The 15,418-nt window shown below is 42.4% G+C and carries 12 protein-coding genes; 11 read left to right on the forward strand and 1 reads right to left on the reverse strand.

The genetic code is table 11. The annotated features are described in order from the left end of the window. Positions 1 to 46 precede the first annotated feature (46 nt). The 11 genes from thiD to PG840_RS11095 all read left to right on the forward strand — a co-directional run bounded on the left by thiD (position 47) and on the right by PG840_RS11095 (position 14,683). Positions 47 to 859, forward strand: a complete 813-nt coding sequence (gene thiD / locus PG840_RS11045; RefSeq protein WP_022220835.1) for a bifunctional hydroxymethylpyrimidine kinase/phosphomethylpyrimidine kinase — start codon at positions 47 to 49, stop codon at positions 857 to 859. Positions 860 to 863: 4 nt separating this feature from the next. Beyond that, positions 864 to 2,036: a putative hydroxymethylpyrimidine transporter CytX gene (gene cytX, locus PG840_RS11050; protein ID WP_118219817.1), complete on the forward strand. Its 1,173-nt coding sequence runs from the start codon at positions 864 to 866 to the stop codon at positions 2,034 to 2,036. 90 nt (positions 2,037 to 2,126) lie between these two features. Continuing rightward, positions 2,127 to 2,309, forward strand: coding sequence for a hypothetical protein (locus PG840_RS11055; RefSeq protein WP_117824734.1), 183 nt, complete (start codon positions 2,127 to 2,129; stop codon positions 2,307 to 2,309). Positions 2,310 to 3,530: 1,221 nt separating this feature from the next. Continuing rightward, positions 3,531 to 4,235 carry an ABC transporter ATP-binding protein gene (locus PG840_RS11060; protein WP_022220838.1) on the forward strand — a complete coding sequence of 235 codons (705 nt, stop codon included), beginning with the start codon at positions 3,531 to 3,533 and terminating at the stop codon, positions 4,233 to 4,235. Positions 4,236 to 4,251: 16 nt separating this feature from the next. Further along, positions 4,252 to 7,881: an FtsX-like permease family protein gene (locus tag PG840_RS11065; RefSeq protein ID WP_270205465.1), complete on the forward strand. Its 3,630-nt coding sequence runs from the start codon at positions 4,252 to 4,254 to the stop codon at positions 7,879 to 7,881. 230 nt (positions 7,882 to 8,111) lie between these two features. Further along, the gene (gene htpG / locus PG840_RS11070) at positions 8,112 to 10,175 is read left to right on the forward strand and encodes a molecular chaperone HtpG (RefSeq protein WP_022220840.1); all 2,064 of its coding nucleotides are present in this window, start codon (positions 8,112 to 8,114) and stop codon (positions 10,173 to 10,175) included. Positions 10,176 to 10,350: 175 nt separating this feature from the next. After that, the gene (gene udp / locus PG840_RS11075; RefSeq protein WP_270205466.1) at positions 10,351 to 11,124 is read left to right on the forward strand and encodes a uridine phosphorylase; all 774 of its coding nucleotides are present in this window, start codon (positions 10,351 to 10,353) and stop codon (positions 11,122 to 11,124) included. Beyond that, the gene (locus PG840_RS11080) at positions 11,125 to 12,321 is read left to right on the forward strand and encodes a phosphopentomutase (RefSeq protein ID WP_270205467.1); all 1,197 of its coding nucleotides are present in this window, start codon (positions 11,125 to 11,127) and stop codon (positions 12,319 to 12,321) included. 24 nt (positions 12,322 to 12,345) lie between these two features. Further along, positions 12,346 to 12,768 (forward strand): cytidine deaminase, encoded by a 423-nt coding sequence (locus PG840_RS11085; protein WP_055249114.1) that lies wholly within the window; start codon positions 12,346 to 12,348, stop codon positions 12,766 to 12,768. A 61-nt stretch (positions 12,769 to 12,829) separates the two neighbouring features. Further along, positions 12,830 to 13,801 (forward strand): adenosine deaminase, encoded by a 972-nt coding sequence (gene add, locus PG840_RS11090; RefSeq protein WP_270205468.1) that lies wholly within the window; start codon positions 12,830 to 12,832, stop codon positions 13,799 to 13,801. 57 nt (positions 13,802 to 13,858) lie between these two features. After that, entirely contained in the window at positions 13,859 to 14,683 is an 825-nt protein-coding gene (locus PG840_RS11095) for a purine-nucleoside phosphorylase (RefSeq protein WP_270205469.1), read from the forward strand. 195 nt (positions 14,684 to 14,878) lie between these two features. Here PG840_RS11095 and PG840_RS11100 read toward each other — a convergent pair whose 3' ends face one another. Continuing rightward, on the reverse strand, positions 14,879 to 15,373 hold the full coding sequence (locus PG840_RS11100; RefSeq protein ID WP_022220846.1) for a DUF5721 family protein: 495 nt from the start codon (positions 15,371 to 15,373) through the stop codon (positions 14,879 to 14,881). Positions 15,374 to 15,418 lie beyond the last annotated feature (45 nt).

Genomic DNA, 15,418 nt, shown 5'->3' on the forward strand with positions numbered 1-15,418 from the left:
TAGTTACAAAATATTTAGAATTATGAAAAGAGAGGAAGAGAGTCAAATGAGAACAGCACTTACAATTGCAGGAAGCGATTCAAGCGGAGGAGCAGGTATCCAGGCAGATATCAAAACAATGATCAGTAACGGAGTCTATGCTATGAGCGCAATTACGGCTCTTACTGCACAGAATACAACCGGAGTTACCGGAATTATGGAGGTAACGCCGGAATTCCTAGGAGAACAGCTGGATAATATTTTCACGGATATTTACCCGGATGCAGTGAAGATTGGAATGGTATCTTCAAGTGGTCTGATCACAAAGATCGCAGACAAATTAAAAGAATATGATGCGAAAAATATTGTAGTTGATCCGGTTATGGTAGCAACAAGTGGAGCAAGACTGATCAGCGAGGAAGCGATTGATGCGCTGAAGAGCTGCCTGCTTCCGATGGCAACCGTTCTGACTCCGAATATCCCGGAAGCAGAAGTGCTTGCAGGTATGAAAATCCAGTCGCAGGCGGATATGATAAGAGCAGCAGAAGAGATCGGCACCAAATATCACTGTGCAGTTCTTTGTAAGGGCGGGCATCAACTGAACGATGCCAATGATCTGCTGTGGAGAGATGGTGGATATAAGTGGTTCTACGGAGAGCGAATCGACAATCCGAACACGCACGGAACAGGATGTACTTTATCCAGTGCGATCGCATCAAATCTTGCAAAAGAATATGATTTGGATGAGTCAGTAGAACGTGCGAAGAAATATATTTCCGGAGCACTTGCAGCAATGCTGGATCTCGGTAAGGGCAGTGGTCCGATGAATCACGGATTTGCAATTAAAAATGAATATACAGAAAGCAAAGTGGAGGAATAGAAGTATGAATGAAAAGAGAACCTCTATCTTTGAAAATGGACTGATCTGGTTTGGGGCAGGCGTGTCCCTTGCAGAGATCCTGACCGGTACTTACTTTGCGCCGCTTGGATTCGGAAAAGGAGTTCTGGCGATTATTATTGGTCATATCATAGGATGCATGATGCTTTTCCTTGCCGGAGTAATTGGTGGAAAGACCAGACGAAGTGCAATGGAAACAGTAAAAATGAGTTTTGGCGAGAAGGGAGGAATCTTCTTCTCCTTCCTGAATGTGCTGCAGCTGGTTGGCTGGACAGCGATTATGATTTATGATGGAGCACTTGCAGCAAATGGTGTTCTTCATACCGGCAGATGGGTATGGTGTCTGGTGATCGGTGTACTGATCATCTTATGGATTGTGATCGGAATCACAAATCTTGGCAAGATCAATACGGTTGCAATGGCTGCTTTATTTATCCTGACACTGGTACTCAGCGGAGTGATCTTTGGTGACGGATCGGTAGCAGGCGCAGGTGGGGATGCCATGACGTTTGGTGCAGCAGTAGAGCTTTCTGTTGCCATGCCACTTTCCTGGTTGCCACTGATCAGTGACTATACAAGAGAAGCAAAAGAACCGGTAAAAGCAACCGCAGTCAGCACCGTTGTTTATGGAGTTGTCAGTTGTTGGATGTACGTGATCGGTATGAACGCTGCAATTTACACAGGAGAGTCTGATATTGCAAGTATCATGGTAAAAGCTGGACTTGGAATAGCAGGACTTCTGATCATTGTATTTTCTACCGTTACGACAACCTTTCTGGATGCTTACTCAGCAGGAATTTCGTCAGAGTCAGTATTTTCAAAAATCAATGGGAAATATGCAGCAATTGTTGTAACTGTGATCGGAATGATCGGAGCAATCATTTATCCGATGGACAATATTACCGATTTCCTGTACCTGATCGGTTCTGTATTCGCGCCGATGATCGCAATCCAGATTGCGGATTTCTTCATTCTGAAGAGAAAGGACAGCCTGGAAGTATCTCTGGATGTCATGAATGGTGTGATCTGGGTGATCGGTTTTATACTTTACCGTATTCTGATGAATGTGGATATTCCGCTTGGAAATACACTCCCGGATATGGTCATTACCATCGTGATCTGTATTCTTGCAAGAAAATGTATAAAGACAGAAAAATAGCTTTGAAAGAAAATGGAAATGCCGTGTTGACATTTCCATTTTCTTTTGACAGAACATGTAGCGATCTACAGAAGAGAGGCGGAAAAATGAATGCTGATGCCTGGAAACGTGGTAAAAGTTTATAAGAAAGAAGTTTTGGATAATTTAGTTAGCGGATGGAATAAAGTGGGATTTTTATCCTGCAAAATATATATGGAAAAAGAGTTGGGTAGAATGAAAAAAGAGCTTACGACATATGATCGGGGGAAATGTCGTAAACTCTTTTTTCTGTAATTTCATTAAAGGAGAAATGAAAATAAAAAGTATCAAAATACTGAAAACGTCTTATTTGGTTTTGATTCCTAATCAAGTGGGGCAATTGTGACTGACTAAGATGCCGCCCCACCGAGGAATTCTTATCTAGTTGTTATCTTCAAGCTGATATTATAATACCAAGAGGCTTGGAATTTGTATATTCGCAAAAAAAACAAAAGAAAAATGCTTTGAAAAATAAAATTGTGCAAAATAACAGGGGTAAAATCAATTTATACAAAAGGTTATTTGGAATTTGGAAATTGATAATAAAATTTGCATAAATGCAAAAAAAATGAGTGCAAATGATTTTTTTTCTAAGAACAAATGTGTTTTCAAGAAGGAATTATGAATGCTTATTATAAATGTCAATATAAAAAATTTTTCGAACATGAGGAGACCGATATGAAAATCCTGAAATAGAAAAAGAGCTTACGACATATGATCGGGGGAAATGTCGTAAACTCTTTTTCCAATAATTTCATTAAAGGAGAAATGAAAATAAAAAGTATCAAAATACTGAAAACGTCTTATTTTGTTCGGTTAAGTGTTATCCTTAACTTGTTTTTATAATAGCATTTGCAGGGAGTTTTGTATATTCGCAAAAAAAACTAAAAGAACTGCAAAGTTAAAATAAAATTGTGCAAAATAACGAAGTGCAAAACAAGATTGACAAAAGAATGTAAAAAAAGGAAATTTTAACGGTAAAAATATATAATGTCTAATAATTAACAAGAAGTTACAGAAAGTTACAAGGAAAACTGTAATTTTTGAAAGTATATTCCGGAAGCAGGGTGGGAAAAACAGAGGAGGATACTGTTTGTGAATGCCGGAAAGATTCAGATAATGGAAAAAGAGCTTGCGACATATGATCGGGGGAAATGTCGTAAGCTCTTTTTCTGTAATTTCATTAAAGGAGAAATGAAAATAAAAAGTATCAAAATACTGAAAACGTCTTATTTAGTTTCGTTAAGTGCTATCCTTAACTTGATATTATAATACCATGTGTATGCTCTTCTGTAAATTCGCAGAAAAGACAAATGTTACAAAAATGATACTGTAAAATTGTGCAATATAGCCAAAAACGGTGCAAAAAATGGAAAATGTGAAAGTTTTATAATCTTACGACTTCATATTTGATTTGCTTTTTCAATATGTTAAAATTAAAAAAAGCAGAAAATTTTATAGATAAGGGGAAAGATGATGAAAGAATTTGTTGAAATGCGGGATGTCCGTAAGATTTACCGTATGGGTGAAGTTGAGATTGCCGCAGCAGATGGAATTGATTTTCAGATAAAAAAAGGTGAATTTGCAGTTGTGGTAGGCCCAAGTGGTGCGGGAAAAACGACAGTGCTTAACATTCTGGGGGGAATGGATACGGCAACAAGTGGAGAGGTCTGGATCGATGGAAAGAATATTGTAAAGTATTCGCCGAGGCAGCTTACTTCCTATAGAAGGGATGATATTGGATTTGTATTCCAGTTTTACAACTTGATTCCGAACCTGACGGCGCTTGAAAATGTAGAGTTGGCACTGCAGATCTGTAAGGATCCGTTGGATGCGGAGATGGTTCTTAGGGAAGTGGGACTGGCAGATCGTATGAAGAATTTCCCGGCACAGCTTTCCGGTGGGGAGCAGCAGAGGGTATCGATTGCACGTGCACTGGCAAAGAACCCGAAGCTTCTTTTGTGTGATGAGCCGACAGGGGCGCTGGATTACAATACCGGTAAGGCAATATTAAAGCTTTTACAGGATATGTGCCGTGAACGAGGGATGACAGTGATCCTGATCACACACAACTCAGCGATCACGCCGATGGCAGATCGTGTAATTAAGATGAAGAATGGAAAAGTCGGAAGCATGAAGCTGAATGAAAGACCGGTTCCGGTAGAGACGATTGAATGGTAGGTGGACGTAAAGACCGATGAAGAAAAATATTTTACGCAAAGATTTTATAATAGAAATAAAAAAGACGATGGGACGGTTTGTATCAATCTTTTTTATCGTAGCATTGGGTGTCGCATTTTATTCGGGAATCCGTGCATCAGAGCCAAGTATGCGGATCACTGCAGATCAGTATTTCGATGATTCAGAGCTGATGGATCTGAAGGTAATGGGAACCATGGGACTTACCAAAGCGGATATCAAAGCAATTGGAAAGGTATCAGGAATTGAAGCTGTAGAAGGCGGATACAGCAAAGACGTGCTTTGCCCGGTTGGAGACAATGAAAAGGTTGTCCATATGCTGAGTATGCAGAAGAATTTTGATCAGGTTTCGGTTGTGGAAGGCAGGCTGCCGGAAAAAGCCGGAGAATGTCTGGTGGATGAAGATTTTCTGAGCTATACAGACCTGAAGGTTGGCGACACGGTAACTTTCCATTCCGGCGATGGAGAGGCATTGACGGATTCGCTGGTTACAGATACATACAAGATTGTCGGGATCGGGAACAGTCCGCTGTATATTTCATTTGGAAGAGGAAGCAGTACGATCGGAACCGGAGAGATCAGTGGATTTGTTGTAGTGGATAAAGCTTCTTTTGACATGGATGTTTATACGGAAGCTTATGTGAAAGTGAGCGGTGCAGAAGAGAAAACTGCATTTACGGATGAATACAATAATCTGTCGGATGCAGCAAAGGAAGCCGTGAGTGCAATCGAAGAGGAACGCTGTGCAGCCCGCAAACAGGAGATCGTAGATGAGGCAAATGAAAAGCTTGCTGATTCGGAGAAGACAGTGAATGAAAAATCGCAGGAACTGGAGGATGCGAAAAAAGAGCTGGAGAGTGGGAAAAGCAAGGCAGCCGAAGAACTGGAAAAAGCAAAGCAACAGATTACGGATGGAGAAGCGGAGCTTGCGGATGCAAAGCAGCAGATCGCAGACGGCGAGACACAGCTTGCCGATGCAAAAGCGCAGCTGAATGATAAGCAGGCACAGCTTGATTCAGCGGAGGCACAGTATGAATCCGGAAAAGCACAGTTGGATCAGAAAGAACAGGAGCTTGCAGATGCGGAACAGGTTTATCTGAGCAATTACTCGAAATATATGCCGATCATTACGGCGGGGAAGGAACAGATTCCAGCAGGAAAGTCACAGATCGCGGATGGGAAGAAACGGTTGGACGAGGGACTTGCACCGCTTAATCAGCTGAAAGACGAACTGGCTGGGATTGAAGATGAAATCAGTCAGTGTGATTCAAAAATTGCAGGATTGAAGACGCAGCTGGACGGAATGGACAGCGAGGTATATCGGAAATATGTAAATATTCCTAAAGAGAATAGAAATGAAGAAGAACAAGCTTATGTAGAAAAATGGGAGAATTTAAATACAAAGCTTGCCGGTATGCAGGAACGGAAGACACAGCTTGAAAATACAAAGCAGGAGAAACTGAACAAGGCAGGTTTTGCCACAGAAGCAGACCTGGAGGCACAGATTACTAGCCTGACTAAGCAAAAAGAAGATCTGGATGCAAAAGAGACGGCACTTCTTCAGCAGGAGCAGACACTTGCCGCACAGGAAGAAGAGCTGTTAAGTGCAGGCAGACAGATTACAGACGGCAAGAGTCAGATTGCAGCAGCCAGATCCCAGCTTGACAGTACAAAATCACAGATCACGGACGGAAAAGCACAGATTCAGTCTGCATGGGCACTTCTGAATGAAAAAGAGGGCACTTTAAATGCAAGTAAAGCACAACTTGCATCCGGTGAACAGGAGCTTGCGGATGGTCGGAGTGAATATGAGCAGGCAGCAAAAGAAGCTGAAGACCGGATCACGGACGGGCAGGTGAAGATCACAGACGGAGAAAAGCAGCTTGTGGATGCAAAGCAGAAGATCGCAGACGCAAAGGCTGAGATCAAAAAGATTGAGAATCCGAAATGGTACGTGCAGACGAGAGAGGATGCGCTGACAGAATATCAGGGCTATGGGGATAATGCAGACCGGATGCGTTCCATTGGAAAAGTATTTCCGGTACTCTTCTTCCTGGTGGCAGCACTGATCAGTCTGACGACGATGACACGAATGGTAGAGGAGCAGAGAGTCCAGATCGGAACGATGAAGGCACTCGGTTACGGAAAAGCTGCAATTGCAGGGAAATACATTGGTTATGCTCTGATTGCAACGCTTGGCGGAAGTATTTTCGGAGTACTGGTCGGGGAAAAGATCCTGCCGTTTATCATTATTTATGCTTATATGATCTTGTATAAGCATCTGCCGGCGATCCTGGTACCGTACCATATGATCTATGCACTCCAGGCTTCGGGAATCGCAGTTGCCTGCACACTGATCGCTACGATCGCATCCTGCTACAAAGAGCTGGCAGCAGAACCGGCAGAGCTGATGCGTCCGGCAGCACCGAAGCAGGGGAAGCGGATTCTTCTGGAGCGGATCGGAATTATCTGGAAGCATCTGAATTTTACATGGAAATCGACCGTGCGGAATCTGATCCGGTATAAGAAGCGATTCTTTATGACCATTTTCGGAATCGGCGGCTGTATGGCACTGATGGTAGTCGGATTCGGAATGAAGGACTGTATCTATGAGATCGTCAGCCTGCAGTATGAGAAGGTGCAGTTCTATGATGCGGCAACCTACATGAGTGACGACATATCCGAAGAGAACAGACAACAGCTCCATGATTATCTGGATCAGAATGCAGATATAAAAGAGACGATCGAAGCGCGGATGCAGAAGACCGATGTAAAATCTGCATCCGGTAAAAAGACACTTTATCTGATGGTGCCATCGGATAATGAAAAGATTGAGAACTTTTTAAGCTTCCACAGCAGGACCAATAAGGACGAGGTTTATTCACTGAAAAAAGACGAAGTGATTCTGACTGAGAAAATGGCATCCCTTCTGAATGTAAAGGTGGGAGATGAGCTTACGATCGAGGACGAGGACAGGGGAGACCAGACGGTGACGGTTGGCGCCATCTGCGAGAACTATATGAGCCATTACCTGTATCTGTCACCGGAAAAATACGAGGAATTATATGGTGTACCGGCAGAATATAACACGATCATCTACAGTGTAAAGGACGGAAAGGATGATCAGATCGAGAAGATCGGAACAAAGCTTCTGTCGATGGATGGAGTACTGAATGTAAGTTATACCAGCAGTATTGAAGGAAGGCTGGATGACATGCTGCGAAGCCTGAATCTGGTCATCGTGGTACTGATCGTATCTGCCGGAATGCTGGCATTTGTGGTACTGTACAATCTGAACAATATCAACATCACCGAGCGTCAGAGAGAGCTTGCAACCTTGAAGGTTCTGGGATTCTACGACGGAGAGGTTGCCTCTTATGTATACAGAGAGAATATCCTGCTGACGATCATTGGATCGGTTGTGGGTATGGTGCTTGGTAATCTGCTTCACCGGTATATCATCCTGACGGTTGAGGTGGAAGAAGCGATGTTCGGACGTCAGATACACTGGCAGAGTTATCTGTACAGTTTCTTGTTTACTGTAGCATTTTCTTTATTTGTAAATTGGGTAATGTTCTACAAGCTGAAGAAGATCGATATGGTGGAATCTTTGAAGAGCGTGGAGTAAAAGCTTTTGCAAGTGTATGTCAAAGATTTCTTATAGACGGTACACAAAGAATCGGAAAATATATTTCACAGAAAGTTTATATTCTTCACAGAATTATTAGCACTCTTGTCAAAAGAGTGCTAATTTTCTATTGACATTTAGAAATCAGGGTATTAAGATATTTCATAGACAGAAAAATACGGTATTTGAAACCGTAAAAAGATAGAATATGAAATTTAGGAGTGATAAAAATGGCAGCAAAAAAAGGTAGTCTTTCAATCAGCAGCGAAAATATTTTCCCGATTATCAAGAAATGGGTATATTCTGATCATGATATTTTCGCAAGAGAGCTTGTTTCCAATGGATGCGACGCGATCACAAAATTAAAGAAGCTGGACATGATGGGAGAATATACACTTCCGGATGATTATAAAGGAAAGATCCAGGTTATTGTAAACCCGGAAGAGAAGACTTTGAAATTCATCGATAATGGTCTTGGTATGACTGCTGATGAAGTAGAAGAATATATCACACAGATCGCATTTTCAGGAGCAACCGAATTCCTGAACAAATACAAAGATAAGACAACAGAGGACGATATGATTGGACACTTTGGTCTTGGATTCTACTCTGCCTTCATGGTAGCTGATGAAGTTCATATTGATACCCTTTCTTATAAAGAAGGTGCAAAACCGGTACACTGGGTAAGTGAAGGCGGTACAGAGTATGAGATGGAAGAAGGGGATAAAGAGGAAGTTGGTTCTGAAATCACCTTATTCCTGAACGAAGATTGTGTAGAATTTTCAAATGAATACAGAATCCGCGAAGTCCTTGAGAAATACTGTTCATTCATGCCGGTAGAGATTTTTGTATCCAAAGCAAATGCAGAACCGGAATATGAGACGATCCCGGAGGATGAAGTCCTGGATACCGATACGGTTGTTGAACATATCCATGAAGACGCCAAGATGGAAGAAAAAGAAAATGAGAACGGTGAAAAAGAAATGGTTGAAGTTTCACCGGCATCCGACAAAGCAAAGATCGTGAAACGCCCGGTATCGATCAGTGATCCGGCACCGCTGTGGACAAAGCATCCAAACGAATGCAGCAAAGAAGATTATATTGATTTCTACCGGAAAGTATTTATGGATTACAAAGAACCTCTGTTCTGGATTCATCTGAACATGGATTATCCATTCAACTTAAAGGGTATCCTGTACTTCCCTAAGATCAATACCGAATACGATTCCATTGAAGGAACCATCAAATTGTACAACAATCAGGTATTTATCGCAGACAATATCAAAGAAGTTATTCCGGAATTCCTGATGGTATTAAAAGGAGTCATTGATTGTCCGGATCTGCCGCTTAACGTATCACGAAGCGCACTGCAGAATGATGGATTCGTACAGAAGATCTCCGAATACATTTCCAAGAAAGTTGCCGACAAGCTTTCAGGAATGTGCAAGACAGATAAAGAAAACTATGAGAAATACTGGGATGACATCAGCCCATTTATCAAATTCGGCTGCCTGAAAGATGAAAAATTCTGCGAGAAGATGAGCGATTATGTTCTGTTCAAGAACCTGGATCACAAGTATATGACACTCAAAGAATGCATCGAAAAAAATGGCGGAAAAGCAGAACCGGAGGAAAAGACCGAGGGTGAAAATGCAGAGCAGTCAGCAGAAAAGAAAGAAACAGAGAAGACAACAATTTACTATGTAACAGATGAACAGCAGCAGAGCCAGTATATCAATATGTTCAAAAAAGAGGGACTGGACGCAGTGATCTTGTCACATAATATTGATTCTCCATTTATTACTCAGATGGAGCAGAAGAACGAACATATCAAGTTCCAGAGAATCGATGCAGATCTGACTGATCACTTCAAAGAAGATGTATCTGAAGAAGAAAAAGAAGCATTCAAAGAAAAAACTGACAGTCTGGTCGAAATCTTCCGCAAAGCACTTGGCAATGACAAACTGGAAGTAAAAGTGGAAAAGATGAAAGATGAAAATGTGGCATCTATGATTACACTTTCCGAAGAATCACGCCGTATGCAGGAAATGATGAAGATGTATGGAATGTCAGGCATGGATCCGTCTATGTTCGGAACAAATGCAACCCTGATCCTGAATGCAAATCATCCGCTGGTAGAATATGTTGTAGCACATAAAGATGGCGAAAATACAGAAATGTTCTGCCATCAGTTATATGACCTGGCAATGCTGGCACACAAGCCACTCAGCCCGGAAGAGATGACAGAATTTGTGAAACGCAGTAATGAAATTATGATGAAATTGGCAAAATAATCTTGTTGTAGATACCCGGAAAAGTCTGAACCATTCAGATTCCCATTTTCGCTTATGCGAAAAGGTCTGAATGGTCAGGCTTTTTTTGCTGTATTTGGAAACACTTTCCACAAAGTGTTGATGAACTTCCCGGCCTTTTATAGTATAATATAACAAAAGAGAGGCGGTGGATACGATGAAGAATTATTCAAAGGATATAAGCAGACAATATCATATTCAGGTGGCCAACGGGGAAATCGGCCGTTATGTCATTCTCCCGGGAGATCCAAAGCGCTGCAAAAAAATAGCACAGTATTTTGAAGATCCTGTGATGATTGCGGATAACCGGGAATTTATCACTTATACAGGAACTTTAGATGGCGTAAAGGTAAGTGTCACATCTACCGGAATTGGGGGACCATCAGCAGCAATTGCGATGGAAGAATTAGCCAGATGTGGAGCTGATACGTTTGTACGGATTGGAACCTGCGGTGGGATACAGCCGGAAGTAAAAAGTGGGGATATAGTAGTTGCTACGGGTGCCGTCAGAATGGAAGGGACTAGCAAAGAATATGCGCCGATCGAATATCCGGCAGTGGCAGACCTTATGGTGGTGAACGCACTGGTCAGTGCTGCGAAGGAAAAGGAATGTGAATTTTATACCGGAGTGGTACAGTCAAAAGATGCATTTTACGGACAGCATGAGCCGGAGAAGATGCCGGCAGGTTATGAACTGATCAATAAATGGGAAGCCTGGAAGAAACTGGGATGTCTGGCATCAGAGATGGAGACGGCAGCACTTTACATTGTGGCAGCAAAGCTTCATGTACGCGTGGGTGCGTGTTTCCTTGTAATGGCAAATCAGGAAAGAGAAAAACTGGGACTTGAAAATCCGGTAGTACATGATACAGATATGGCAGTACAGGTGGCAGTGGAAGCCATCAGAAAGTTGATCAAAGAGGATCGGTAAATGAAAGAAACAATATATAAACGAATCTTTGTGATCGTTCTGGATTCGCTCGGAATTGGTGCAATGCCTGATTCTGAGAAATTCGGTGACAGGGATGTAGATACATTTGGTCATATTTTAGACAGAATGGGAACACTGGAGATTCCAAATCTTCAGAAGCTTGGTATGCTGAATCTGCATACCGGGGGAAAGATGTATGGAATCGAGAATCCGGTTGGAAAAATTACCAGACTGAAAGAGGCGAGTAACGGAAAAGATACGATGACCGGACACTGGGAAATGATGGGAATTTATACAAAAAAACCATTTAAAACCTTTACCGAACATGGATTTCCACCGGAACTGATCGCAGAACTGGAAAAACGTTGCGGGAAAAAAGTGATTGGAAACCGTAGTGAGAGCGGAACAAAGATCATTGAAGAACTTGGGGAAGAAGAAATTGAAACAGGTGCAATGATTGTCTATACCTCTGCGGATTCTGTATTGCAGATTTGTGGAAATGAAGAGACATTTGATCTGGCAAATCTGTACCGGTGTTGTGAGATCGCAAGAGAGATCACGATGAAGGATGAATGGCGCGTGGGACGAGTCATTGCAAGACCGTATGTAGGAAAGAAAAAAGGTGAATTTAAAAGAACCAGCAACCGCAGGGATTATGCACTTGAGCCGACCGGAAAGACTGCACTTGACGCACTGAAAGATGCGGGAAAGGATGTGATCGCAGTCGGAAAGATCCATGATATCTTTTGCGGGGAAGGAATCACAGAATCGTATCATTCCAACAGCTCCGTGCATGGAATGGAGCAGACCATTGAGATTTGCAAAAAAGATTTTGACGGACTGTGCTTTGTAAATCTGGTTGATTTTGATGCACAGTGGGGACACCGGCGCGATCCGGTTGGCTACGGACATGAGATTGAGAGATTTGATAAAAATCTTGGAATTTTGCTGGATGATCTGCGGGAGGATGATCTTCTTATTATTACCGCCGATCATGGAAACGATCCGACCTACACAGGAACCGATCATACACGGGAATATGTACCGTTTTTGGCGTATTCCAAAAAGATGGATGAGGGTGGCGTGATTATGGAGGAAAATACCTTTGCAGTGATCGGGGCAACGGTCACAGATAATTTTGGTGTAAAAATGCCGGAAGGAACGATCGGGCATTCGATTCTGAATGAACTTATTTAGCAAGAAAAAGCAGGAAAAAAGAGAATGAAAAAAGAACAAATTAAAAAAATGATAGAAATCGCGCTTTCTCAGCTTGCATATTCTTATACCCCTTATTCTGACTTTAAAGTGGGAGCTGCGCTGCTTGGAAAGAATGGACGGATATATACGGGATGCAATATTGAAAATGCGGCTTATACACCGACAAACTGTGCGGAGCGTACCGCGTTTTTCAAGGCAGTCAGCGAAGGAGTAAAAGAATTTGATGCAATCTGTATTGTAGGAGGAAAGGGCGGTGTTGTGACAGAGTATGCACCGCCGTGCGGAGTATGCAGGCAGGTCATGATGGAATTCTGCGATCCGGAGACATTTCAGATCATTCTTGCAGTAGATGCAAAGCATTATGATATCTATACCTTGAAAGAAATGTTGCCAAAAGGTTTCGGACCATCTAATCTTACAGAATGAGAAAGGACTCAGACTCCAAAAGAAGATTTTTGAAGAAAAGGAAAAAGAGAAGGAATGAAAAATGACACAGGAAACCTTGAAAGAATTACCAAAGATTGAGCTTCACTGTCATCTGGACGGTTCTCTTAGCAGATCATTTATTGAAAAAAGGCTTGGAAGAACTGTAAGACCTGAAGAACTCAGTGTTTCAGAAAACTGTACAAGTCTGAATGAATATCTGGAAAAATTTGACCTTCCCGGCAGATGTATTATGGATGAAGAGGGACTTTCCGGAGCTGCGTATGATCTGCTCTCCCAGATGAACGAAGAAAATGTCTGTTATGCGGAGATCCGTTTTGCTCCGCTTCTGTCAGAGACAAAAAAGATGGACAGCCGGAAGGTGATCGAAGCAGTGATCAGCGGAATGGAGCGGGGGAAAAAAGATTTTGGAATCGAGTATGGTGTGATCATCTGTGCAATGCGACATCACAGCACTGAGGATAATATGCGGATGATCAAGACGGCAAGAGAATATCTGGGATCCGGAGTTTGTGCAGCAGATCTTGCAGGAGCAGAAGCATTGTATCCGATGTCTGAATTTATGGATATTTTTACAGAGACAAAGAAGATGGGAATGCCATTTACACTCCATGCCGGAGAATGTGGAAATCCACAGAATGTCATAGATTCGATAAACGTGGGAGCTGGAAGGATCGGGCATGGGATCGCGATGCGTGGCAACCAGGAGATCCGGAAAATGGCAAAAAAAGCAGATATTGGTATCGAGATGTGTCCGATCAGCAATTTACAGACCAAATCTGTAAACTGCATGGCGGAATATCCGATGCGGGAATTTCTGGATGCAGGGTTAAAAGTATCGGTCAACACAGATAACCGAACGGTAAGTAACACCAGTCTTACAAAAGAACTGGAATTTATTCAAAAAAATTATAGAATCCGGGACGAAGAAATCCTTCAGATGATGAAAAATGCAATTGATACTGCATTTGCCGATGATTCTATAAAAGATAAAATTTGCAAAATGCTGAAATAAAGAAACTACAAACAGAGAGGATTGACTCTGAAGAATAAGAGAAAAGAGGAATTCTGTATGAGCAATGAAATTTATGAAAAGCTGGAAATATGCCGGAAAAGCATTCTCCAAAAAACGAATTTTAAACCGGAAGTGGCAGTGATTCTGGGCTCCGGTCTTGGCGAATACGCATCAAAAATCAAGATAGAACAGATCATTCCATACACAGAAATTGAAGGTTTTCCGGTGTCGACAGTTGTGGGACATAAAGGACAATTTGTATTTGGTTATGTAAAAGAAGTTCCGGTTGTGATCATGCAGGGACGTGTGCATTATTATGAAGGGTATCCGGTAACAGATGTGGTGCTTCCGGTGCGGCTGATGGGAATGTTAGGCGCAAAGAAGCTGATTCTTACCAATGCATCAGGCGGAATCAATACCGGATTCCATCCGGGCGATCTCATGCTCATCACAGACCAGATTATGAGTGGAATCCCTAATCCACTGATCGGTGCCAATGTTGAAGAACTTGGAACCCGTTTTCCGGATATGAGTGAAGCCTATAGTGAACGGATGCAGCAGATCATAAAGAAAGAAGCCCAAAAACTCGGCATTCCTCTGAAAGAAGGTGTATACCTTCAGCTTACCGGTCCATCTTATGAAACTCCGGCAGAAATCCGTATGTACCGCACCTGTGGGGCTGATGCCGTAGGCATGAGCACCGCCTGCGAGACGATCGCTGCCCGCCACATGGGAATCGAAGTCTGCGGCATCTCCTGTATCACCAACCTCGCCTCCGGCATGACATCACAACATCTGAACCACCAGGAAGTTCAACAAACCGCCGACCGGGTGGCTGAGCAATTCCAGGAATTACTGACAGCAATCATTACCCACGTATAAGAAACGGAACATATATCTGAATTTACCCAGAACCAGGTCCAAGGTTCCAGATTTTCCGGAACCCGCCGACCGTCCTCTTGCAATTCCGAGTTGAGGCATTGTGTAAGAATTTTGCCAACGAGATAGAAAGACAAAGAGCATAAAATACTGCATACAGTATTTTATGCTCTTTGTCTCATCACTATTTTCAAAATTTTACTCAACCTCAAACGGAATCTCGTACTTCGCAAAAATCCGCTGCGCCATCTTGTCCCATGCCTGCTCCAGTGATTTGTCCAGCGTGAACAGGTTCATAGATGTTCCTGTCGTACAGCTAAGTTTTGTCCCGTCATATTTAAAATTCAGGTACAGTCCCTGCACATCTGCCGGAGCAAAGGAAAGATGTTCCTGTTCGAGAAGCCGTGCAATATTCGGTGCTGACATAGAAAGAACAAAATGAAATCCCAGCGGAGTACGCTTTCCTTTGATCAGAGAAAGACAAAACTCGCGAAGTTCCTTCCAGAGAGCATATTCCCGGTCATCCAGAGCTTCTTTTTCTTCAGCACTGAAGAAATCTTTTTTCAGTCGTCCGTTAAATTGAAAGGTATTAAAAGTTGTGATATCTCCTTCAATAAATAAAAAGGAGTCAAATGCAGGATGCAGTAAAAGTGCGTTCATGCATTTTTTTGTATCCAGAGAAAAAATAAGCATAGACTTCCTCCCGTCATCAGTGTAATAGTATCAGTATAGCATAAA

The organism is Coprococcus sp. AM97-35 (genome assembly GCF_027697525.1).
GTDB classification, from domain to species: Bacteria; Bacillota; Clostridia; order Lachnospirales; family Lachnospiraceae; genus Allocoprococcus; species Allocoprococcus comes.